The sequence below is a fragment of the Paludisphaera borealis genome (assembly GCF_001956985.1).
GTDB classification, from domain to species: domain Bacteria; phylum Planctomycetota; class Planctomycetia; order Isosphaerales; family Isosphaeraceae; genus Paludisphaera; species Paludisphaera borealis.
In genome coordinates, this window is record NZ_CP019082.1 from 5,910,829 (window position 1) to 5,932,000 (window position 21,172).

General features: G+C 67.6%; 20 protein-coding genes. 9 read left to right on the top strand and 11 right to left on the bottom strand.

Annotated elements, in window-relative coordinates:
- The first annotated feature begins 144 nt into the window (after positions 1-144).
- Positions 145-387: a hypothetical protein gene (locus BSF38_RS22880; protein ID WP_076349439.1), complete on the top strand. Its 243-nt coding sequence runs from the start codon at positions 145-147 to the stop codon at positions 385-387.
- 11 nt (positions 388-398) lie between these two features.
- Here the strand turns inward: BSF38_RS22880 and BSF38_RS22885 are convergent, their stop codons facing one another.
- Positions 399-1,193, bottom strand: a complete 795-nt coding sequence (locus BSF38_RS22885; protein ID WP_076349440.1) for a hypothetical protein — start codon at positions 1,191-1,193, stop codon at positions 399-401.
- A gap of 120 nt (positions 1,194-1,313) precedes the next feature.
- On the bottom strand, positions 1,314-1,691 hold the full coding sequence (locus BSF38_RS22890) for a hypothetical protein (protein WP_076349441.1): 378 nt from the start codon (positions 1,689-1,691) through the stop codon (positions 1,314-1,316).
- Positions 1,692-2,052: 361 nt separating this feature from the next.
- On the opposite strand from BSF38_RS22890, the gene BSF38_RS22895 reads away from it, so the two are divergent.
- The gene (locus BSF38_RS22895) at positions 2,053-3,072 is read left to right on the top strand and encodes a beta-ketoacyl-ACP synthase III (RefSeq protein WP_076351334.1); all 1,020 of its coding nucleotides are present in this window, start codon (positions 2,053-2,055) and stop codon (positions 3,070-3,072) included.
- A gap of 265 nt (positions 3,073-3,337) precedes the next feature.
- Here BSF38_RS22895 and BSF38_RS22900 read toward each other — a convergent pair whose 3' ends face one another.
- From BSF38_RS22900 to BSF38_RS22910, 3 genes are all read right to left on the bottom strand, one after another.
- Positions 3,338-3,853: a diacylglycerol kinase gene (locus BSF38_RS22900; protein ID WP_076349442.1), complete on the bottom strand. Its 516-nt coding sequence runs from the start codon at positions 3,851-3,853 to the stop codon at positions 3,338-3,340.
- A 55-nt stretch (positions 3,854-3,908) separates the two neighbouring features.
- Positions 3,909-7,667, bottom strand: coding sequence for a hypothetical protein (locus BSF38_RS22905; protein ID WP_099092017.1), 3,759 nt, complete (start codon positions 7,665-7,667; stop codon positions 3,909-3,911).
- A gap of 291 nt (positions 7,668-7,958) precedes the next feature.
- Positions 7,959-8,561, bottom strand: coding sequence for an HNH endonuclease (locus tag BSF38_RS22910; RefSeq protein WP_076349443.1), 603 nt, complete (start codon positions 8,559-8,561; stop codon positions 7,959-7,961).
- A gap of 254 nt (positions 8,562-8,815) precedes the next feature.
- Here BSF38_RS22910 and BSF38_RS22915 point away from each other — a divergent pair, with 254 nt between their 5' ends.
- Entirely contained in the window at positions 8,816-10,102 is a 1,287-nt protein-coding gene (locus tag BSF38_RS22915; protein WP_076351336.1) for a competence/damage-inducible protein A, read from the top strand.
- On the opposite strand, the gene BSF38_RS22920 is transcribed toward BSF38_RS22915, so the two are convergent.
- Positions 10,094-10,891 carry a hypothetical protein gene (locus tag BSF38_RS22920; protein ID WP_076349444.1) on the bottom strand — a complete coding sequence of 266 codons (798 nt, stop codon included), beginning with the start codon at positions 10,889-10,891 and terminating at the stop codon, positions 10,094-10,096. The genes BSF38_RS22915 and BSF38_RS22920 overlap by 9 nt on opposite strands.
- 180 nt (positions 10,892-11,071) lie before the next feature.
- Between BSF38_RS22920 and BSF38_RS22925 the strand changes: the two genes are divergently transcribed.
- The 3 genes from BSF38_RS22925 (at position 11,072) to BSF38_RS22935 (ending at position 13,252) form a co-directional block, all read left to right on the top strand.
- Complete coding sequence (locus BSF38_RS22925) at positions 11,072-11,254, top strand: Flp family type IVb pilin (RefSeq protein ID WP_076349445.1); 183 nt, start codon at positions 11,072-11,074, stop codon at positions 11,252-11,254.
- Between the two features lie 121 nt (positions 11,255-11,375).
- Complete coding sequence (gene truD / locus BSF38_RS22930) at positions 11,376-12,554, top strand: tRNA pseudouridine(13) synthase TruD (RefSeq protein ID WP_076349446.1); 1,179 nt, start codon at positions 11,376-11,378, stop codon at positions 12,552-12,554.
- Positions 12,551-13,252: an RluA family pseudouridine synthase gene (locus BSF38_RS22935; protein ID WP_076349447.1), complete on the top strand. Its 702-nt coding sequence runs from the start codon at positions 12,551-12,553 to the stop codon at positions 13,250-13,252. The genes truD and BSF38_RS22935 overlap by 4 nt, the downstream gene beginning before the upstream one ends.
- Here the strand turns inward: BSF38_RS22935 and BSF38_RS32225 are convergent.
- Positions 13,152-14,807 carry a fused DSP-PTPase phosphatase/NAD kinase-like protein gene (locus tag BSF38_RS32225; protein ID WP_145952283.1) on the bottom strand — a complete coding sequence of 552 codons (1,656 nt, stop codon included), beginning with the start codon at positions 14,805-14,807 and terminating at the stop codon, positions 13,152-13,154. The two genes, BSF38_RS22935 and BSF38_RS32225, sit on opposite strands and share 101 nt — an antisense overlap.
- A 550-nt stretch (positions 14,808-15,357) precedes the next feature.
- On the opposite strand from BSF38_RS32225, the gene BSF38_RS22945 reads away from it, so the two are divergent.
- Together BSF38_RS22945 and BSF38_RS22950 are read left to right on the top strand one after the other, a co-directional pair.
- Entirely contained in the window at positions 15,358-16,722 is a 1,365-nt protein-coding gene (locus BSF38_RS22945; RefSeq protein ID WP_076349448.1) for an ArnT family glycosyltransferase, read from the top strand.
- Positions 16,722-18,224 carry a hypothetical protein gene (locus tag BSF38_RS22950; RefSeq protein WP_099092018.1) on the top strand — a complete coding sequence of 501 codons (1,503 nt, stop codon included), beginning with the start codon at positions 16,722-16,724 and terminating at the stop codon, positions 18,222-18,224. Before BSF38_RS22945 ends, BSF38_RS22950 begins: the two co-directional genes overlap by 1 nt.
- On the opposite strand, the gene BSF38_RS22955 is transcribed toward BSF38_RS22950, so the two are convergent.
- The 3 genes from BSF38_RS22955 to BSF38_RS22965 form a co-directional block, all read right to left on the bottom strand.
- The gene (locus BSF38_RS22955; RefSeq protein ID WP_076349449.1) at positions 18,208-18,396 is read right to left on the bottom strand and encodes a hypothetical protein; all 189 of its coding nucleotides are present in this window, start codon (positions 18,394-18,396) and stop codon (positions 18,208-18,210) included. The genes BSF38_RS22950 and BSF38_RS22955 overlap by 17 nt on opposite strands.
- The gene (locus BSF38_RS22960) at positions 18,396-18,935 is read right to left on the bottom strand and encodes a DUF6677 family protein (protein ID WP_076349450.1); all 540 of its coding nucleotides are present in this window, start codon (positions 18,933-18,935) and stop codon (positions 18,396-18,398) included. The genes BSF38_RS22955 and BSF38_RS22960 overlap by 1 nt, the downstream gene beginning before the upstream one ends.
- A gap of 113 nt (positions 18,936-19,048) precedes the next feature.
- On the bottom strand, positions 19,049-19,828 hold the full coding sequence (locus BSF38_RS22965) for an AAA family ATPase (RefSeq protein WP_076349451.1): 780 nt from the start codon (positions 19,826-19,828) through the stop codon (positions 19,049-19,051).
- 107 nt (positions 19,829-19,935) lie between these two features.
- On the opposite strand from BSF38_RS22965, the gene BSF38_RS22970 reads away from it, so the two are divergent.
- Complete coding sequence (locus BSF38_RS22970; RefSeq protein WP_076349452.1) at positions 19,936-20,664, top strand: RsmE family RNA methyltransferase; 729 nt, start codon at positions 19,936-19,938, stop codon at positions 20,662-20,664.
- Here BSF38_RS22970 and BSF38_RS22975 read toward each other — a convergent pair.
- Positions 20,649-21,062, bottom strand: coding sequence for a VOC family protein (locus BSF38_RS22975; RefSeq protein WP_076349453.1), 414 nt, complete (start codon positions 21,060-21,062; stop codon positions 20,649-20,651). The two genes, BSF38_RS22970 and BSF38_RS22975, sit on opposite strands and share 16 nt — an antisense overlap.
- Between the last annotated feature and the right edge of the window lie 110 nt (positions 21,063-21,172).

Here is a 21,172-nt window from a genome sequence, read left to right on the forward strand (position 1 = left end):
CCGGATCGTCCCACCGACGGTCCGGGCCGCCTTGTCGTCTTTTCGAAAACTTCCGCCTTGCCATCCGCTTTGCGCCTATGTACTTTTGTGCGCAGTGTTAGGATGTGCGCTGGGAGGCGGTCTGGACGGGGGAGGGTCGCAACCATGTCCGAGCCGATGGACGACGGCGGGTGGATGGTTTACCGGCGCGCCTACGGGGAGGCTGCGCGGCTGATCGAGATCGCGCGGTTCGATCACTGTTTCGGCCGCGATTTCGCGGCGGGGCTGGGGGGCAACGTCGGGGCGATCGTCGCCGAGGTCCGGCGTCGGATGGGGCGCTCGGCCGATCCCGGAGTCGTCGACTCGGCCCTCGACGACGCGCTGGCGGGGCGGTCGCCGCGGTGGTGACGCGGCGGGCTTCACATGGTCCGCGATTGGTCTGATGCGGCGGCGGTCGCGAATTCGATGCGGCGGTCGGGCTCGTTGGGGAGGGTGTAGAGTTCGTCGTCGCGTTCTTCGATCGCCATCTCGCGGATCTGGCGGTCGGACTGGCGGAGCGCGGCGACGACCAGGGCGGTGACCTGGATCAGGCAGATCGTCGAGATCAGCTCAGCCCCGAGGAACAGCAGCTTGGTCTGGAGCTGGACTTGCGGGTTCGGCCTGATCGGCCAGCCGGCGCGGAGGTTCGCCAGCTCGCAGAACAGCAGCAGCCAGATCATCGCGCCGCTGGCGGCCAGGGAGCGCGTCGACTTCGCCGACTCCTCGGCCTGTTCGAGCCCGAGATGGGTCAAAAAGTCGCCGCTCAAGCTGGCCAGGAGCGCGAACTCGGCCCAGCCCAGCGCGTGACCGAACTGGCTGCGGAACCAGGCCGATTCACCGAGCGCCTGCTTGTCGCCGAGGTCGAGGAACCAGATCGCCACGTCGATCAGGCACATCGTCATCAGCAGCGACGTCCGGCGCTGCCAGCTCGTGTTGTCCCAGCGTCCCCAGAGCAAGGTCGTGCCGATCAAGGTCGACCAGGTCGTCAGGGTCGAGATCCACTCCAGGCATCGGGTCTGGTCGATCCAGAACGAGATTCGCGGGTCGCCGAGCTGGCCGACGACGAGCAAGAGCTGGAGGAACGCGGCCGGAACCAGACCGATCGCCAGGAAGAGGAAGCCCGTCCGACAGAGCATGTAGGTTTTCAAGAAGTCGTCGTATCGTTGCTCAATCATCGGCCGCGGCGCTCCGAGCCCAGTCGTGGATTCGTGGAGACTCATCCCATCCTACAAGGCGAGCCAACCCCCCGCCAAGCAATTTGGAGCGCAACCGGCCCAGCGGGACGTCCCCGGGGCCTATTCGGAGATCGCCAGGGCGATGTTCCCCCAGGGGGAAGCTGGCTCGTCCGACGCGCTCTCGATCACGACGTCGAGCACGAGGACGTTCCGCTCGCCGAGGGGAGGAAGGTCGACGTCGAGCCGGCCCGGAGGCGCGGCGTCGACCGCGAGCGAATCGTCGTTCAGGGTCATCGCGCGGAGGCCTTCGACGGCTTCGAGCACGAGCCGCGCGCGGCCGATTTTCGGCCGGCCGAACTTGCGGACGAGGCGGAGCCGGCGGGGGACGGGGCGCGATTCCCAGGCGACGGGAAGGGTCAGGGGGGTCGCGTTCGAGGCCTCCGCGTCGAGGTCGTGAAGCTTCCAGCCTCCTCGCAGACGGATCAGGTGTTCGGGCACGTTCGCGGGCTCCTGATGAAGCGAAGGCCGGTTCGTTCCGGCGGTCCCGGATCATCGTTTTTGGATCGGAGTGATCCATAGGTGGGAAGGAACAAAATCCGCTTTGCTATGGTCTTGGGCATCGTAAGGCATTATAGTCTGGTTCTTCTCGACAGGTTCTCGCCCTCGACGGCGTCGAGCCGCGGCCCGCGACCCTTGATCGCCCGAAATCCTGTCTCCGTAACATCTCACGACATTGGCGGAGCGATGTCCGACACGCCGTGATTCCCCGATTAATCGAGAGATATAAAGCAGTATGGCCGGGACGAACGGAGAGATCGGCGGCTCTCAATTGACGGGTTCTGAAGGGCGCGTCGCGACGATGAGCAACGGACAGGCCCACATAGCGGCCAGGACTCGCACGCTGCAAGGCGTCCAGATCCTCGGCACGGGCAGCTACGTTCCGGACAACATCGTCAGCAACCTGGACCTCCAGGACACGCTCGGCTTCGATCCCGAATGGATCGTCAACCGGACGGGCATCCACGAGCGTCGGTTCGCCCTTCCCCACCAGGCGACCAGCGACCTCTGCACGCAGGCGGCCCGCCGCTGCCTGGAATCGGCGGAATGCGATCCGGCGGACGTCGATCTGATCGTCCTCGCGACCTTCACGCCCGACATGGCGTTCCCCTCGACGGGGAATCTGGTGCAGGACCGCCTCCAGCTCAACTGCCCGGCGTTCGACGTCCAGGCGGCCTGCGCGGGGTTCATCTTCGCCCTGGTGATCGGCTCGCAGTTCGTGGCGACGGGTAACGCCCGCCGCGCGCTGGTGATCGGCGGCGACTGCAACAGCCGGGTCATCAACCCCGGCGACCAGAAAAGCTACCCGCTCTTCGGCGACGGCGCCGGCGCGGTGCTGCTGGGCCCCGGTTCCGAGGAGCAAGGGCTGGTCGCCTATCAGCTCGGTTCGGACGGATCGGGCGGAGACCTCTTGAACCGGCCGGCCGGCGGCAGCCGCCTGCCTCCCAGCGCCGAGACGGTCGAGCAGGGGCTGCATTACCTGACGATGGACGGCCGGGCGATCTTCAAGTGGGCCGTCCGCATCCTGGCCGACTCGACCCTCGCGGTGCTCAACCACGGCCAACGGAGCGTCGCCGACGTCAAGTGGTTCGTGCCCCACCAGGCGAACGTCCGGATCATCCACGCCGCCAGCGACGTGCTCGGCTTCCAGCGCGACGCCGTGTTCAAGAACCTCGAACGCTACGGCAACACGTCCGCCGGCTCGATCCCCATCGCCCTCGACGAGCTTCACCGCAGCGGCCGGATCGATCCGGGCGACCTGCTCGTCACCTCCGGCTTCGGCTCGGGCCTGAACTGGGGCACCGTCCTGTTCCGCTGGTGAGCCGTACAAAGACGAACCGCCATGACGCCGTGACGACATCCGGCCTCATGGAAACGGGGATCGCGGTCGACCGGGTCCGGTAGGGGCGCCCCTTGTGGGTGCCCGGCTCGTTTCATGCCGAGCGTGAGCGGTCGGCGATCGGGCACCCACAAGGGGCGCCCCCACGACAAACACAGACTGGGATTTTCACGGCAGGCCGAAGCGCCAGCGAGTGAATCGCGTTCCGGCGATCGAGACCATGCGGAACGGGCTTGCGAGGTAATGGCTAGGGAATCCAGCCGAGTTGCTGGGCGAGCTTCCAGACGAGGACGATCACGGTGACGGCGCCGGAGCTGAAGGCGACGACCAGGACGCCGGCGGCGGCGATCTCGCGGGCGATGGTCAGCCGGGGCTCGTCAGGATCGCCGATGGCGCGCGCCAGGGTGTCGACGGCGCTGTGGCAGATCTCGGCCAGGAGCACGAGGCTGCCGGCGAGGATCAGCAGGCACCAGCTCCACTGGTTCACGCCCAGCAGGCCGGCGACGATCGCGATCATGACGCCGCGGTAGAAGTGGGCGAAGAAGCTGGAATCGCCCCGGATCGCGTGTTTGAGCCCGCGGACGCCGGCGACGAACTTGTCTTTCGTGCCGCGGCGGCCGGCCTGGGCGGTGATCCCCGGTGCGTCGTCGAGCTGGAGCTGAAGCCGTCGCTCGTCGAACTCGGGGACCGGGAGCCTCCCCTTCGGCTCGCCGGCCGAGGGATCGGGGTCGATCGGGTGTTGGGGAGGAGTCGGGTCGATCATGGTTTTGATTACGGATCGCCTCTTCGCGGGTCGAGGAGGATCGCGCCGGCCGCCGTTATTGCGTCGGCGCGAGCCGTGAATCGAACTGGTTCAGACCCACCCCCGAACCGAGCCTGAGCATCGGGGAGAGTCGCGGCGAGATCTGGAACGCGAACATATAGCTCTGGCGTTGCGGATCGACCGACAGGCCCAGCGAGAACAGGTAGTCGGCTCCGATCCTCGTGAACGAGAACATTGTACCGAGCGGGACCTTGTTGCCGAAGTCGTACGAGTTCGAGAACGTGCCGTACCACTTGGGGCTGAGCCAGTAGCTCATCGACGCGTTGAGGGCCGACGTCTGGATGGTTCCGGTGTTGATGACGCTGTAGCCGAGGAAGACGTTGCCCCGAGGCGGCCGCGAGAGCGAGACGCCCGTGGTGATGATGTTCATGCCCTTGGGATTGAATCCCGGGACGGTGGCGTTGTCCAAAGGCGCGCTCCCCTGGACGTTCCAGAAGTCGAACAGGCCGGACGAGAGGATGCTGGTCCGGTCGCCCAGGAACCATTGGTAGTTGTACTGGGTCTGGCCCCAGGGCTTGCCGAAGTTGTCGCGCTGGGAGTTGGGGAAGTAGGTCGTCGAGGCGTCGAGCGTCATCCAGTCGACGATTCGCCGCTTCCCTTCCGGCCCGCGCTTGGTCTGGAGCCGCTGGTGGATGCCGAACTGGGCGGTCTCGATCGTCCCCTGAATGTCCGTCGACCCCGTGATCGGCGAGAGCTGCCGACGGAGCATCAGGTGGCGGGGGTCGTAGGGCGTCGGCAGGATGCCGCCGGTCCAGTTCGTGATCGCGAAGTAGCGGCGCACCATCTCATAGGAGTTGTCGTCCAGGTCGTCCTGGACGGCGATGTTGTTGAGCGGCTGGTTCGCGTAGGCGGTGCGGTAGTCGCCGAAGAAGCTGATCTTGTTGTTGAGGCCGTGGATGTTGAGGATCTCGTTTTCCGCGTTGGGGTAGAGCTTCCACGCGGTCGACTCGGCGTGAATGCCGGCGGCCCCCCAGTATCGTCCCATCGCCCCGGTGCTCTGCTGCCCGTTCACTCCGCCGCCGATCTGGTTGGTCCAGCCGACGACCTGACCCTGGACGTAGGGGTTGATCCGGATCACGTCGTAGATGTTGATCGGTACGTCGAGCTCGTGATTGGTGTAGCCTCGGCCCGCCGAGAAGACGCCGCTGGTGTTCGAGATCGGATCGTACGGCATATAGGCGAACAGGTTTTTGTTGTTCACCATGATGTCGGTGTGCGTGTTGGCGTAGTCGACGCCCGAGTGCTGATAGTGGATCAGCCGGCCGTCGAAGAACGAGTCGCCCAGCCGGTAGTAGTCGAGCCGGGGCAGCCACTGGGTTTCGGTGTTGAAGTTCTGGAGGTTCGCCTCGGCCCAGATGCTCGCGGCCCAGTTGTTCTTCTGCCACTGGCCCTGGACGAGCGTCTCCTGGTCCATGCCGATGTCGAACAGCCGCTTGTAGTATTCCTCGATGAAGTAGCGGTCCGAGCTGTACGCGGCCTCGAGCTGGACGAACAGGTCCTCGTACTGGTGCTCCTCGTCGTCGGGCAGAAACCGCTGCTTGTGGCGCATGTTGAACCGGCCGCGGATGTCCTGGAACGCGGGGACGCCCGACCGCTGGTAGCCGGCCTTGCCCGCCCCGGCCGGACCGTTGGTGACGATCGCCGGCCCCACGCCGAGGACGTCGATGCCTTTGTCTTGAAGTCCCCAGATGTCGAAGTAGCCGAAGTAGTCGTGCGTGGCGGTCTGCTCGCCGCTGTTGGCCTTACGGTACGGGTCGCTCAGATCGCGGATCAGGTCCGAGCCGAACCATCCCAGCTCGCTGCCGAGCGCGGGGAACGTCTTGGTCCGGGCGCTCAGGTAGTCGACGTCGATGTTCCAGGAGTCGATCCAGTTCGGCCGGCGGAGGCCGAAGACCTTGAAACCGTTCCAGTCGCTGAGGACCTGCTGGCCGAAGTAGTTGTTGGACCGGAACCCGATCATGCGCAAGGGCATGTCGAGGTCGTCGATCTCGCCGCTGAACCGCGGCCAGTAGAAGATCGGCACGCGACCCATGTAGAAGAAGTTCGTCCGCGCGTCGTACCGCCAGATCTGCTCCGGGGGGGCCTCGACGTCGTTCGGTCCCTTGATCACCTTGCCGGTGTTGGGATCGGTCGCCGGCGCGGTCCGCTGCGACAGGGTGATCGAACGGTTGTAGAACTTGTACGCCGGGTCGGGGAACCGGCTGCCGGTCGAGACCGACTTGTCGGCGCGGATCTCGGGATTCGTGCCGAGCATGAGCGAACCGTCCGGCCCCTGGACCAGCGATCGGAACTGGTCGATCCGGGGCGACTTGACCTTCATCGGACTGATCAGGTTGGGGGCGAACAGGTTGACCTCGGCGTCGAGCGCGACGAAGCGGTCGGTGACGAAGTCGTAATAGGCTCGCTTGGCGCGGTAGGTCCGCTGGTCGGCCTTGCCGGCGAACTTATTCTCGTCCTGGCGGAAGATGACGTTGCCTTCGAGGTAGACCTCCATCGGCTGGTCGGCGTCTTCGATCAGCTCGCCCTGGGGGCCGGTCCTCGGCTGTCCCTTCTCGGGGTCGGGCTTGCGCCAGACCACGGCGCTCTCGGCCTCGATGTCGACGGTGCCGAACTTGGGAATCGTGCTGACGATGTTGACGCCGCCGCGATAGATGCCCGTCCGCACGCCTTCGGGAGTGGGGGGGAGCAGCTTGGCGTCGGTCGGTCGGCCGCTTCGCGGCCAGATCGAGGTGATTCGCTGGGTGCCGGGTGTGATCGGCGCGCGGAACCCCGGAGCCGGCGCGGCGGCGGCCGGAGGGGCCTCGTCGTCCTCGTCGTCGTCGCCCGGCCGGGCCGCGCGCGGCTCGTCGGGACGAATCGGCGGGGCGGGCTCGGTGTCGACCTCGCCCGGCAACGCTTCCAGCTGGGGGGCGATGTCCTCGTTGTTTCGTGCTTTCGGCGCCTGGGGCTCGTCCGCGGGCAAAGGCTCGGGCGCGGGCTCGTTTTCACCTTCGATGGGGGGCAGGTCGATGTCGGGCGGCCCGGATTGGCCCGGGGCCTGCGCGCGGTTTACGGCCGGGTCGCGACGCGGTTTGGGTTGGTCGGCCGTCGGCGACGGCTCGGCGACCGTATCGGCGATGGTAGCCTGCGCCTCGACGAGGTCCTGGCGGCGGTCGCCGTCGCGGGTCGGCTTTCGGGTGTCGACGGCCGACATGGCGGCGACGAGATCGGCCGGGAGTTCGCCGGGGGCGTCGTCGACCCGCGCCGGCTTCGCGGGGGCCTCGACCTTGTCCGGAAATCCGCACCGCGCGACGATCGCCAATCCCTGGGGCGGGCCCGGCAGTTGCTTCAGGCCAGCCGCGTCGTAGGGCGTCATCTTCACATCGTGGACGGTGCGCAGCGTGAGGCGGCCTTGCTTTCGCGGCGTGTCGTGATCGCTCGTCAGGCGGACCTCGCCTTCGGCGTAGACCTCGGCTTGGTAGACTTTCGCCGTCTCGTGCGGCTGCTGGGAGATCCGCACGACGATGCTGCTCGCCCGCAGGCCCTGAAGCCCTTGCATGGCCGCCGCTTCGCCCGAGAGGACGATCCACCTGCCGTCGGGCCCATCCCATACGACGATCCGCCGCGCCGCCAGGTCGATCGGGTCGCTGAGACCTTCCAGACCGGAGGACGGATCTTCGGCCGCCGCGGCCAGGCCGCGAGCCCAGATCGTAAGGATGAAGCTCAACCACACGCGGAACCGCGCGGGATTTTTGGGTTGGTCGTGCTTTCGCACGCTGCCTCCCGAGATTCGACCGACGTGACGGGTACGGACGGCCTTCCCTGGCCGGACCGCGATCGGCCCTCGCTCACGCACCGAACCGCGTCTACGAACGGACTCCGGCTGTCGAAGCCGAGGTCGGAAACCACGCGTTTCCCTGCTGGTTCGCCTGGAATCAGGCGACGGACGGGAGCAGGGATCAAGTTCAGAGATGAGAGCGATGGGACGATCGTCGGGGAAGGTAGCCGGTACCGACCCGCCGGTCAAGGCGGAAGTACGAGCCCGAACCGCCAGCGAGTGAGTGGCTCAATCGGCGTCGAGCAGCGGGACGTTCCAGTAGGCGTCGCTCAGGAACCGCGACCAGCTTGCGATCCGGACCGTCGAGGCGTCGTACAGCGGCTTCCAGGCCGGGCGGAACGGGGCGCGGCGGAGCTTCATCGCGGCTTGGTCGGGCGTGCGGTTCGCCTTCTTCGAGTTGCAGGCGACGCACGCCAGAACGCAGTTCTCCCAGGTCGTCTGCCCGCTCTGGGCGCGCGGGACGACGTGGTCGATCGTCAACTCCTCGGTTCCGGGCTTCGTTCCGCAATACTGACAGGTCGCATGATCGCGCTTGAACAGGTTGCGCCGGCTGAACGTCACGGTGTTGAACCGGGGACGGTCGTGGCGCGTCAGGGTCAGCACTTCGGGCACCCGCATGCGGAACCGCACAGTGCGGATGAACAGCTCGTCGTCGCGTGGCGTCAGCTTCGCCCAGTCGGCCCAGGAATAGAGCTGAAAGTCGTCGGGATCGACGACGTGGGCGGCCTGGTTCCAAAGTAGGACCAACGACCGAGCGACCGTGGCGACGTGCACGGGTTGCCAGTGGCGATTGAGCACCAGCGTGGGCCGTTGTAGTACGCTTACCCCCATGATCGAGGCTCTCCACTCACGCCGTGGTTGCGAGGAGGACGAACACCGCGTCATTCATCAAGCGAAGCCTTGGCCGTCTCTCATCATACCCGAATGCCCGGCCCACTCCGCAACTTATCTTGTCCGCCGCGATGCGTTCGATGCTTCTGAGGCCGAGTTCCCTTCCCCAACCTCGGCCGAGAAACTAGATTGATCGACACGGCGCGCCGCCGGTGGTTCACGCCGGGCGCGCCCGATTCATCTGGAGGTCGTTCATGGCGCTCAAGGCCGAGATCATCTCGATCGGCAGCGAACTGGTCAGCGGGCAGAGCCTCGACACCAACAGCCAGTGGCTGAGCCGCGAGCTGGGCTCGCTGGGGATTCCCACGGCGTTCCACACCACCATCGGCGACGATCTCGACGACAACGTCGGCGTGTTCCGGACCGCCGCCGAGCGGGCCGACCTGGTGCTGACGACCGGCGGCCTGGGCCCGACGCAGGACGACCTGACGCGCGACGCGTTGGCCCTCGCGGCGAACGTCGGGCTCCGCGAAGACCCCGAATCACTCGCCGCGATCGCCGCGATGTTCGCCCGCCGTCATCGGACGATGAGCGAGCGGAACAAGGTGCAAGCGCTCTTCCCCGAGGGCGCCGACCCGCTGCCGAACGCGATCGGCACCGCGCCGGGGATCTGGATGGGCCTCGGTCGGGCGACGTTCGCCTGCATGCCGGGGGTCCCTTCCGAGATGCGGCTGATGTTCCAGGAGCAGGTGATCCCCCGGCTTCGGCTCCGCCACTGGATCGAGCGGATCATCGTTCATCGCAAGATCTCGCTGTTCGGACGCGGCGAGTCGGACATTGAGGCCGAGGCGCTCGACCTGACCGCGCGCGGCCACGTGCCGGAAGTCGGCATCACGGTCCACGACGCCACGATCAGCTTCCGGATTCGCGGCGAGGGCCTCACGCCCGAGGCGGCCTGGAGCCAGACTGAAGAGACCGCCGACCTGATCCGCAGTCGGTTCGGCCCGCTGGTGCTCGGCGAGGGGACGACCGACGTCGCCGACGCCCTCGTCGCCGAGTTGACGCGCACGGGCGCTTCGCTGGCCACGGCCGAGTCGTGCACCGGCGGACTCGTCGCCCACTTGATCACCGCGATCCCCAACGTCAGCCCGTTTTATCCCGGAGGCGTCGTCAGCTACTCCAACCAGGCCAAGACGAACTTCCTGGACGTGCCGGCCGAACTGATCCAGGCCCACGGCGCGGTGAGCCCCGAAGTCGCCGTGGCGATGGCCCAGGGCGCGCTCCGACGGTTCGGCGCGGACGTCGCCGTGAGCACGACGGGCGTCGCCGGGCCAGGGGGGGGAAGCCCCGAGAAGCCCGTCGGCCTCGTCTATCTCGGCCTGGCGACGCGCGATCACGCCGAAGCGCGCCGCCTCGAAATCGGCCCCGAACAGCCCCGCGACGTCATCCAGAGCCGGTCGTCCAAGCAAGCCCTCAATTGGGTCCGGCTGACCCTGCAAGCCTGGCCAGACAAGGCCGGGAGCGACGCCGGCTCACGGTGACGGCACCGCGCGTTCGATCCGGTCGCCCTGGAGGGCCCAGCCGTTCCAGAGCCGGCTGACGGCCGGGTGATGGGTGCGGGTCCAGGCGGTCGCCTCGTCGAGCGCCGCGAGTCGTCCGGGGGCGTCGGCCGCCAGGGCCTTCTCGAAAAGCTGGGCCAGCTCGCGAGCGGGGCCGGGCTCGGCGGCGACGCGTTCGATCTCGGCTTTCGTGTCGGGGTCGGGGCGGGTCTGCAAGGCGAGGGCGTAGAGCGTCCAGAGCCGGAGTTGCGGGTCGCCGAGGCGGCAAAGCTCCGCGAGCCGCTCGCGCGACAGAGTGTGGCCCTCGGTCGCCGCGTAGGCCAGCGGGCGGGCGAGGACGATCCGCAGCCAGTCGGGCCAGTCTTCGCTGCGGGCCACGGCCGAGACGTAGCCGAGCGGGTCGGCGGCCACGAGGTCGGCGCCGACCCCTTCGGCCAGGATGTAGCGGGCCAGGTCGGGAAGCTCGCGGTGGAGGCTGAGATCCCACAACTGCCAGGGCTCGACGCGAGCGTCTCGCCTGAGATCGAGCGCAGCCTGAATCCGGCGTTCCTCCGGGGCCTCGCGGTCGTTCAGGATGTAGACGTTCCGCCAGACCGGACCCATCGTCCAGACCCGGTAGCCGAACCAGCCGACCAGGGCAAGCAGCACGACCAGGCCGCCGAGGCCGACGTACAGCAGCGAACCGTACTTCTCGGCCTGGGACTTGCGCGGCGGGTCGGGCGTGACGATCGGCAGCGAGGGGAACGAGAACGGAGCGCCGTTGGAATTCATGATCCGGCTATGTCTCTCTCTCGCATCGGCCGTGTTTGACCCGAGCGCCGATGGGACCTAGAGTTCAACGAAACCCTCAGCGCATCGATGGTCCTTGCGCGGGCTGAGCCTTCTTTCGTACCCCGGTCGTCCCCGAGACGACAAGGGGCCTTTCTGGATTTCACCCGGGGGCCTCCAAAAATGCGAGCACTGACGCTCGGCTTGTCGAGGCGGGACGACGGAGCGACCGCCGCGGAATACGCGATCATGCTGGCGCTGATCATCGCGGTGGTCATCACCGCGATTCAGGCCGTGGGCAACACCTCCTCGGGCGTCTGGGCGAACGACGTCGGCAAGATCCAGAACGCGATTCAGAGTCGTTGACCCGAAGTCGACCGAGCCAGGAAACAGCCGCGATGCTAAGATGGGATCGGCCTTGCGGAAGTGCCCGACGCCCGAGTCGAAGCGATCGGGAGATGACTGTTGGCCAGGTTGCGCCGATCCGATGAAACTGAAACGTCAGCCCGAAGATTTCCAGGTCGAAGAACTGCCGCGCGTCACGCTCGCGCCCCAAGGGCGGTTCACGTACTACAAACTAACCAAGCGCGGCCTGGGAACGCTTGAGGCGATCGAGGCGATCCGCCGGCACTGGAACCTCCCCGGACGGAGCGTCAGCTACGGCGGTCTCAAGGACCGCCACGCCGTCACGGTCCAGTACCTGTCGATCTTCGACGGCCCCGACGTCTCGCTGCACCAGGCGTCCCTGGAGCTGGAGCCGCTGGGGAAGCTCGAACGGCCGTACACGCCTCAAGACTTCACCGGCAACCGGTTCGAGATCGTGCTCCGCGACATGACCGCCGAGGCTGCGGCCCGAGCCGGGACGCAGCTTGAGGCGCTGTCGCGCGACGGCCTGCCCAACTACTTCGACGATCAGCGGTTCGGCTCCGTGGGGTTCTCGGGCGAGTTCATCGCCGAGGCCTGGTTGAAAGGCGACCACGAGCGCGCCCTGCGGCTGGCGTTCGCCGAGCCGAACCCGTTCGACCGCCCGGACACGAAGGCGCGCAAGGCCACCCTCCGCGAGTGCTGGGGCGACTGGGCGGCGGCCAAGGCGGGGCTCGACCGCTCGTCCGAGCGGAGCATCGTGACCTACCTCGTCGATCATCCGACCGACTTCCGAGGGGCTTTCGCCCGGCTCCGTCGCGAGCTGCGAAGCCTGTATTTCGCGGCCTTTCAGAGCCATCTGTGGAACCTGGTCCTGGCCGGCTGGATCGAGCGGAACACGCGCGTCGAACAGCGGTCGCCCGTCGATCTCAAGGTCGGCGTGTTTCCGTTCCCGGTCGGGCTCGACGAGGACCAACGGAAAGCGATCGCCGCCGTTCCGCTCCCGCTGCCGTCGTCGCGGAACAAACCAGGCGACGGGCCAGTGGACGAGATCACGACCGACGTCCTCGCCGCGTTCGGCCTGACGTGGACGGACATGCGGGTGAAGCATCTCAAGGACGTCTTCTTCTCGAAGGGCTCGCGCGATCCGCTGCTCGTTCCCGAGAACGTGAAGACCGAGGTCTTCAAGGACGATCTGCACCGCAACAAGCAGGCGATCCGGCTGGCGTTCGAGCTGCCGAAGGGGTCGTACGCCACGATCCTGGTCAAGCGGATCACCGAAGCGGCGGGGAGCGGGTCATGACTCCCGAGATCCTCTACGAAGACAACCACTGCCTGGTCGTGAACAAGCCGGCCGGCATGCTCTCGCAGGGCGACGAGACGGGCGAGCCGAGCCTCGTCACATGGACGGCCGACTACTGGAGAGAGCGCTACAACAAGCCCGGAAACGTGTACGTGGGGCTGATTCACCGTCTTGACCAGCCAACGTCGGGCGCGGTGTTGCTCGCGCGCACCAGCAAGGCGGCCGGCAGGCTGGCCGAGCAGTTTCGCAAGGGGGAGATCGTCAAGGTCTACTGGGCGATCGTCGAGGGAAGCATGGACGAGCCCGAGGGGGAGTGGGTCGACTACCTGGAGAAAGACCGTGATGCGAATCGGGTCCGGGTCGTGACCGACGAAGGCGAGGGGAAAGTGGCGAGGGCGTCGTGGAAGGTGCTTCGCGTCGGGCCGGCCGTGACGAAGCTGGAACTGCGGCCGTCGACGGGGAGGAGCCACCAGTTGCGGGTGCAACTCGCGGGACGGGGGAAGCCGATCCTGGGCGATCGGAAATACGGGGCGTCGCGGATGCTACGGGCCGAGGACGGCGAGTATCGCATCGCGCTTCATGCGCATGAGATCTCGTTCACGCACCCGACGCGGGGGGAAGTGATTTCGATCGTCGCGCCGGTCCCGGGAGACTGGCCCGAGTCTTCGCGAGCATGGTCGGAATCACCGTCCGACTGAAATACGCCAGCGGGAACGTGAGGCCCGTCAGGACCATCGCGGCGAACGGCTGCCAGGCGTCGGGATCGCCGGCGAACGAGGCCCGGACGAGGCTTTCGGTCTTCCGCATCGCATCGGCGACTGGCGTGGGGGGGGCGGACGGAGAGGCCGCTTGCGGCGGCGTCGCCGGCTTGGGCGCGGGCGCCGGAGCGGCGGGCGGAGTCGCCGGCGCGGCCGGGGCCGCCGGGGCCGGGGCCGCCGGAGCGGAGGTCCGGGGCGCGAGCTGGCGGTCGACGGCGTCCTGAACGAGCTTCCACGAGGCGGCGTCGTTCAGGCCCAGTTCCTCGGCCTCGCGGCGCGCGATGTCGGGGCTGACCTTGTCGGTCAGGATGCGCCGGATGTACCACATCGCGCCGGCGCGGCGTCCGTCGTCGTCGAAGAAGTAAAGCGGCCGGGCGTCGTTGAGCGAGAGTTCGAACGAGAAGCGATCGAGCTGTTCGCGGTTCAGGTTGTCGAGCTTGACCGGAAACGCGACGTAGCGAAGCCCGCGGCTCGCGGCTTCGCCGATGAACGCGGGGCTGGTCTGCGACGAGTCGCGGAGGTCGAGGACGGTCTTGTAGCCTTTCTCAACAAGCCAGCCGAGGCCGACGGCCGACGGGCCGCTGCCTCCCGCCAGCTTGAGGTCGACGGCGACGAACCGGGCGATGCCGATGGCGTCGCCCGAGGTCGTCGCGACGTCCGGGGCCGGCGCCGCCGGCGCGGCGGCGGCGAGGGCCGCCTCGGCCTCCCGGGCCGAACGACCACCGGGATGGTCGTTCGCCGAGGAGACGGCCGGGGCCGAGGCCGGGGCCGAAGCCGCGGCCTGGGGTTTGACGGCGGCGGGGGCGACCGGCGGGCTGTCGCCCCGTCCGGTCACGTCCGCCGGAAGATCGAGGGGCGGCAGATGGTCGAGGACGTTGTCGCTGTCGCCGATCGCCGCGTTCTTGTTGCTCGTCCGGACCGCGTCCTGCGACGACCGGGCGGTCGACGCGGGAGACGAGACGAGCGTGTGGGCCAGATTGTCGCCGCGACCGAGGCCGCCGGCCGGACGCTGGGCGTCGTAGCCGATGGGCGGTTTGCGGACGCTCGAATCGGTCGAGCTTCGGCTGCCTCGTCCCGGGGCGGGCCCGGGTTGGGCGCTGGGACGATCGTCCAGCGGCCGGAGGTCGGTCGCCGGCGCGTCGCTCGACGGCACCGGGCCGCCCTGGATAACCTGGGTGCCGGCGCCGAGCGGCACGGCGGGGGCGACGCCGATCGGCGCGCCGTACTCCATGGGGACTTCGGAACCGATCTCGGACCCGCAGCAGCCCGCCGCGGCGGGCGCTCCTCGTCGGAACGTCTCCATGATCCGGGTCTTCGTTCGTCCGACGAAGCCGCAGGGGCTACAGAGGCCCACGCCGCTCGAGCGGCAGCCGGTCTGAAGCAGAGCGGCGACCACCATGCACGACAGGACGACCGCCCGCACCGCCTGGCGGCGACTTATCGACGGCCGGGCGCGGATAATGCCGCGCTCGCGCAACCATCTCAAGCTGAACATCTCATGAATCTCCCGTGTTGAAGGGCCCCGCAGCAGGAAGCACCGCACAACGCCCGATGGGGAGGATTGCGAACGGCAGGCGATTTCGGTGGGAGGTCGCCATGACGCAAGCACTCTCGTCCACGGAGAAACCGCGCCCGGATTTTCGGCCGCGCGGGGCGCATCGGCCGATCGGTCCGGAGGGGGACGGAGGCAGACCCATGGCTTGGGGAATGGTGCGCGCATCGGGATGCTCGTGGGGCCGAATCAATTGGATCGAAAGTTCCCGGACGCAAATTCAAGTTGCGGCCGGACCGGCGTCTGGGCCACTCGCCGATCACCTTCGTCCAGAAGACAAGGCGAAGTCTCGAGCACCTGCGACACGGTCCGAAACCCCGGGGCTCCAGGGCGTGCAACCGTCTCGACGACCCCGGTCTCTCTGGGCCGTCACCGAAACTTAGCCGACGATCTCGGCGTTGCCAAAGAATCCCGAACGCTTCTACAATGAGCCCGTAAGTCCAGCTCATTAAGTCGTTAAAGTTTCCCAGGCTTGACGCCGAATGCGGGCCGAATGTCTCCTTCAGAACCCTTACGACCCGCACGTATTTCGCCGTCGGCAAGGTCGCTGGCGGGTCTCGCCGCCGTCGTCTTCGCGGCGTCGCTGGCCTTTTTCGCGTGGGACCTCCGCGACGCCCCGTTCGTGGATGAATATGCGTATATCTCGCAGAGCTATTACGCCGACCTGTTCCTCGACGGCAAGACCAACGACCGCGCGTGGCTCGACCTGCCGGCGTACGACCTGGTTCCGCTTCCCAAGTATCTGATCGGCCTCGCCCTTCGCGCCGAGGGCTTTGGCAGGCCGGGGCCAGCGGCGGCCCGCCTCTGGTACAACGACACGTCGAGCGTGTTCGGAACCCAGAGCGTCTTGACGTCGGCCCGGGTTCCGTCGATCGTCCTCGGGGCGATCGGCTGCGTCGCGATCTTCGCCCTGGGCGTGATGGTTCGCGACGTGCAAGTCGGCCTCGCCGCCGCATTTCTGCTGGCCGTCAACCCGCTCTACCGGTTGCACGCCCACCGAGCGATGTCGGAAGCCCCGTGCGAGACGTTCTTGTACCTCGCGCTCGTGATCGCGGCGTGGTGCTGGGGCCGGGCGTTCGGACCTCGTGACGAGGCCAAGCCGTGGCTGTCGATCGGGTTGGTCGCGGTCGGAGGCGCCGCCGGGCTGTCCGTGCTGGCGAAGTTCAACGGGCTGCTGGCGCTCATGACGCTCGCCGCGTGGGTCGTGCTGGGATGGTCGTTGCCAGGCCGGTCGTGGACGGCGAAATTGAGCTTCGCGGTCGGCTCGTGTCTGGCCGTCGCCGTGGCCTGGGTCGTCTTCCTCGGGCTCAATCCGTTCATGACGGCCCGTCCGCCCGGCCCCTTGCAGGCCGAAGCGCGACAGCTCGCCGAGTTGAGCGCCTGGCAGCGGTTCCGGCTGCTGATCGACCACCGCCGCACGATGTCGCAGGGGCAGCAGAAGGCGTTCCCGCATAATGCGCTGACGACGTTGCCCGAGCGGGCGAAGGTCGTCGCCGCGCAGGGGTTCGGCCGCTTCGGCCCGCTCGGCCCGGCGACGACCGACTCGACGCTCCGGTTCGATCTCGGGCAAGACGGCGGCGCGTTCGTCTGGCTGCCGGTCTGCCTGGCGGGCCTGGTCGGTTCGATCGTCCTGGGCCTTCGCCAGTATCGCGCCGGCGAAGCGCCGCTCGCCTGGGCGCTGGCGACATGGGCGCTGCTGGCCCTCGCCGTGGTGACGCTCTACATTCCGATGGCCTGGGATCGATACCAGCTTCCGATCCAGGCGCCGTTCTGCTTGCTCGCGGCGATCTTCTTGACGGCGAGCGGCGAGGCGATCGTGAAACTGGTTCGGCCTGCCCGGACGGAGTCGAGGGTTTGATGGATCGAGCCTGGTTTCGCACTTACGTCGGCGTGTTCATGATCCTGATCGGGAGCTACGCCTTCTTCTGGCACTCGCGCGACTGGAACACGTCGAGCCGGCTGATGCTGACGTACGCGCTCGTCGATCACGGCCGGCTCTCGATCGACGGGCTGGAGGACCAGACCGGCGACCGCGCGAAGTTCCAGGGGCATTACTACAGCGACAAGCTGCCCGGCTATCCGCTCCTGGCGACGGTCCCCTGCGCCTTCGCCGAGACGGTGCTGGGCCTACCGTCCCATCCCCTGGGCGGCCCCGCGATGGCGTTCTGGGGGACCGACTACTGGGTGACGCTGGCGACCTCGGGCGTGCTGTCGGCCTTCACGGCGGTCTTGCTGGCGAGCTTCGCCCGCGATCTCGATTGCTCGCGACGCCAGGCGGCGGTCGTCGCCCTGGCGTACGGTCTGGCGACGCCCGCTTATGTTTACGCCACGCTCGCGTACGGCCATCAGACGTCGGCCTTCGCGCTGCTGGCGGCCTTCCTCTTGCTCTCTCGACACGGCGAGGGCCGGAACATCCTGCGGATCTTCCTGGCCGGACTGCTGGCGTCGTACGCGGCGGTGGTCGAGCTTCAAGTGGGGCCGGTGTCGGCGATTATCGGGTTCTACCTGATCGGCCAGTGCCTGGCCCGGACCTGGAAGCCGGCCGCGATCGTTTATTTCGGGCTCGGGGCGCTCGTGCCGACGCTCGTGCTTTTGCTCTACAACCTGCTGGCGTTCGGCAATCCGCTGGACATGGGCTACTTTCATCACGCGACGGCTCAGTTCGCCCGCGTGCATAGTAAGGAGAACCCCCTCGGCCTGCGAACGCCCGACTGGAATCTCGTGGTTCCGCTCCTCTGGGGACGCTATCGCGGCCTGTTGTTCTACGCGCCGATCGTCGTGCTCGCGTTGCCGGGGTGGGCTGTTTTGATCGGTCGGCGACGGTTCGACGTGGCGGCGGTTTCGCTGCTCGCCTGTGTTGCCGTGTTCGTCGTCAATCTGAGCTACCCCGAGTGGACCGGGGGATGGTCGACCGGGCCCAGGCTGCTCGTCCCGCTGCTGCCGTTCGCCATGATCGCCGTCGCCTCGGCGTTGACTGCGCCGGGGGCGTGGGGGAAGGCGTTCCTGGCGCTGGCGGTGGGACTGGCGATCGCCGGGGGCGTGCTGATGCTGCTGTTCCAGGGCGTCGGCGCGCGGATTCCTCAGGACGTGGCCGACCCGCTCGTCGAGGTCGTCTGGCCGCTCTGGACCGGCCGGACGCCGCTCCCCATGTGGTGGACCGGCGACCGGTTCACGCGGAATCTGTCGAATCTGGCCGTGGGAGCCTGGCTCGGGCGACTTCCAACCGCCTGGCAGTGGGTCCAGTTCCTGCCGCTCGTCGCGTTCCAGACGGTGGGCGTCGCGTACCTGTTCAGGATCGACGACGAACCGTCTCCCGGGGCGTCCGCTTTGAAATCAACCTGCGTCAAACCTGCGTGTTGATGAGCAGGAGGACGGCCGTGGTGCCGATCAGGACGCCGAGAATCCAGAAGCAGAGGCGGAGGGATCGCATCCAGATCAGCGGCCACGACTCGTGGCGCGAGGCGCTGTAGACCAGGCTGAAGGCGACGACCAGGGGCAAGATCAGCCAGTAGAAGTTGGACGAGGCGTTCATCAGACGGTTCCCTCCACCTTGACGCCCGCCGTCGCGGCCGTCGAGCCGGTTTCGGCGACTTCGGCCTCATCGACGTACGCGGGGCCTTCGTAGGCGTCGTAGATGGCGAGCACGTTGAGCAGGCCGGCGGCGGTCGTGTAGATCGTGCCGATGTCGACCAGCTTGCCGAGCCGGGCGTGCAGGCCGTTGATCACGTTCTGCGGCGGCTCGGCCATGAATCCCCACAGGAAGTTCGAGTCCGGCCTGAAGTGGCGGATCGTCCCCTGGATCAGCGCGGGGAGCGCGGGGAGGCCGGCGAAGAACTGGCCGATGTAATACAGCGAGAACTTCTCGGGATTGCTCAGCGGGTTGACCCATCGCCAGTAGACGATTTTGCCTTCCCCGAGGGCGAAGCCGACGAAGTAGATGCTCAGGATGCAGATCGCGTACAGCCAGGCCTTGCCCTTGCGGCCTTGATAAAAATGGCCGAGGCCCGGGATCAGCCAGGCGAGGAACGCGGCTCTTAACGGATCTCGGAGGGGAATCGGCTGCTGGCTCATGGGCGGGGAGGTCGTCCGATAGGGAAATTGTGTCCACGATACGCGACCGACGTCGATCCTAACACGAATCCCAAGCCGTCATCCAGCCCTGGCGCTCCGACGACGGCGTGGGACTAGCTCCAGGGAACCTGGCACTCGCGGGCCGCGCCGTCGACGACCTCGGACGAGACGGCTTCGAGACCGCGCGACGCGGCGGCCATCAGGGCGAGCGACGCCAGGCGATCGAGGCCCCGAGGGACGCCCGACGAGAGCGCGTGCAGCCGGACGATCGCCGGGGGGGTGAAAAGCGGGTCGCCGCAGCCCGCGGCGGCGAGCTTCGCGGCCAGGTAACGCTCGACCTCGGATCGCGTGAGGCGGTCGAGGCCGATCGTCAACGCCCAGGGGAGCGCCGGCTCGGGCTCGTCACGCTCGCGGACGGCCAGAATCACGGTCGCCGACCCGCCGTCAAGCTGCGCCAGCCGCAGCAAGTCGGGCCGGTTCGACTCGTCCCACAAAGCCTCGGCGCCGTCGACGGCCAGCACCACGCGCCGGCCTTCGAGCGAGCAGACCTGGACGGCGCGCTCCAGCCTCCTCCAGCTCGCCGCACGGTCGCCTTGAGACGCGACGGCCGGCGCGCCGAGGCGGCCGGCCAGCTCGTTCCAGAGCCCGACGGCGTCGAAAGGATGGAAGGCCAGGGCGATCCGGCGGCCGGCCCGGCGGCTTTCGGCGACCGCCTGCACCAGGACCGTCGACTTTCCCAGCCCGGCCTCGGCTCGCAGCACGCCGAGCCGCTGGCCCGACTCGATCGTGTAGGCCAGCCGCGAGACGGCCTCCAGGTGCGAGGGCAGGGCGACGAACGGCGATCCGCCGTCGTGGAAGGGTTCTCGATTCAGGCCCCAGTGTCGTTTCCACATCCGCTTGGAACCCTCGATCGCCGGCCGGCCGATTGCCGGTTCGGGCGACTTGCTCTAGGATCGGAACTCACCGAGATCGTACGCGAAACCGCCTTCGGAGCCTGTTCGTGTCCAACCGTTTTTACTGTCCGACGCCGTCGCGCGAGGGGAAATTCCGGCTCGACGCCGAGGAATCGCGGCACCTGCTGCGGGTCTGCCGGCACACGGTCGGCGATCGGGTCGAGCTGTTCGACGGCGCGGGCCTGTCGTACGTCGCCCGCGTGGTCGAGTGCGGGAAAGACGCGGCCTGGCTCGAACCTGAAGGCCCGCCGACGTCCGATCCCGCGCCCCCTTGCTTGATCGAGATCGGAACGGCCGTACCCAAGGGCGATCGCTTCGACTGGCTGGTTGAGAAGGCCGTCGAGCTGGGAGTCGCCCGGCTCGCGCCGCTGATCACCGAGCGGTCGGTGGTCGATCCGCGCGGATCGAAGCTCGACCGGCTGCGGAAGACGGTCGTCGAGGCTTCGAAGCAGTCGGGCCGGAGCCGGCTCATGGACATCGACGCTCCCACGAATCTGAGGGCGTTCCTCGAACGGTCCGACGGCCTGAAGCTTCTGGCCGACCCGGCGGGCGTCTCGCCCGAGGGCTGGCCGGCGATCGTCCGGGGCGCGGTCGTTCGGCTCGCCGTCGGGCCCGAGGGGGGCTTCACGGAAGCCGAACGCGCGCTGGCCGTGTCGCTGGGCTGGCGTCCGATCCGCCTGGGGCCCAATATTTTACGGATTGAGACCGCCGTGCTCGCCGGGGCAGCCGCGATTCTGGCCCGTTGCGAACCGGGTGACGATCAGCCGGTCCACTGACCGCCCGAGTTGTCCTGGTAGATCGACCAGACGAAGCCGTCGGGATCGCGGAGGGCGAACTCGCGCCATCCCCAGTCCTGGTCGGTCGGCTCGCCCGAGATGCTGATTAAGGCTCCCTGGTCGATGCAGTGCTGGTGGAAGCCGTCGACGTCGTCGACCTGGAGCTGAAGGTGGATTCCCACGCCGAGCCGGGTGTCGGCGAACTCCTCCGCGTGCGGCTCCTGGGGATGGAGCATCAGCGTGAATTGGCCGATCCGCAGGATCGCCAGGGTGAGCGGCCCGTTGTCCTCCTCGGCGTGCATTTGCAGCACCTCGGCGCCGACCACCTCGTTATAGAACTCGAGCGACCGGCGAACGTCTTTGACGTACAAGAAGACGCTCGTGACCGTGGCCGCCATGGAAACCCCCTCTCCAGACATGGTTGGATCCGCCTTTCCCTAAGGATTTTCGCGCAGAATACACCTAAGTCCGTAATCTGACAATCGAAACTAAGGCCGACGCCCCGCCG

Excerpts from the sequence above, each read along its gene's own strand:
- BSF38_RS22880 (WP_076349439.1), top strand. The coding sequence starts at position 145 with ATGTCCGAGCCGATGGACGACGGCGGGTGGATGGTTTACCGGCGCGCC.
- BSF38_RS22885 (WP_076349440.1), bottom strand. The coding sequence starts at position 1,193 with ATGATTGAGCAACGATACGACGACTTCTTGAAAACCTACATGCTCTGT.
- BSF38_RS22895 (WP_076351334.1), top strand. The coding sequence starts at position 2,053 with ATGAGCAACGGACAGGCCCACATAGCGGCCAGGACTCGCACGCTGCAA.
- BSF38_RS22900 (WP_076349442.1), bottom strand. The coding sequence starts at position 3,853 with ATGATCGACCCGACTCCTCCCCAACACCCGATCGACCCCGATCCCTCG.
- BSF38_RS22910 (WP_076349443.1), bottom strand. The coding sequence starts at position 8,561 with ATGGGGGTAAGCGTACTACAACGGCCCACGCTGGTGCTCAATCGCCAC.
- BSF38_RS22915 (WP_076351336.1), top strand. The coding sequence starts at position 8,816 with ATGGCGCTCAAGGCCGAGATCATCTCGATCGGCAGCGAACTGGTCAGC.
- BSF38_RS22920 (WP_076349444.1), bottom strand. The coding sequence starts at position 10,891 with ATGAATTCCAACGGCGCTCCGTTCTCGTTCCCCTCGCTGCCGATCGTC.
- BSF38_RS22925 (WP_076349445.1), top strand. The coding sequence starts at position 11,072 with ATGCGAGCACTGACGCTCGGCTTGTCGAGGCGGGACGACGGAGCGACC.
- truD (WP_076349446.1), top strand. The coding sequence starts at position 11,376 with ATGAAACTGAAACGTCAGCCCGAAGATTTCCAGGTCGAAGAACTGCCG.
- BSF38_RS22935 (WP_076349447.1), top strand. The coding sequence starts at position 12,551 with ATGACTCCCGAGATCCTCTACGAAGACAACCACTGCCTGGTCGTGAAC.
- BSF38_RS32225 (WP_145952283.1), bottom strand. The coding sequence starts at position 14,807 with ATGTTCAGCTTGAGATGGTTGCGCGAGCGCGGCATTATCCGCGCCCGG.
- BSF38_RS22945 (WP_076349448.1), top strand. The coding sequence starts at position 15,358 with ATGTCTCCTTCAGAACCCTTACGACCCGCACGTATTTCGCCGTCGGCA.
- BSF38_RS22950 (WP_099092018.1), top strand. The coding sequence starts at position 16,722 with ATGGATCGAGCCTGGTTTCGCACTTACGTCGGCGTGTTCATGATCCTG.
- BSF38_RS22955 (WP_076349449.1), bottom strand. The coding sequence starts at position 18,396 with ATGAACGCCTCGTCCAACTTCTACTGGCTGATCTTGCCCCTGGTCGTC.
- BSF38_RS22960 (WP_076349450.1), bottom strand. The coding sequence starts at position 18,935 with ATGAGCCAGCAGCCGATTCCCCTCCGAGATCCGTTAAGAGCCGCGTTC.
- BSF38_RS22965 (WP_076349451.1), bottom strand. The coding sequence starts at position 19,828 with ATGTGGAAACGACACTGGGGCCTGAATCGAGAACCCTTCCACGACGGC.
- BSF38_RS22975 (WP_076349453.1), bottom strand. The coding sequence starts at position 21,062 with ATGGCGGCCACGGTCACGAGCGTCTTCTTGTACGTCAAAGACGTTCGC.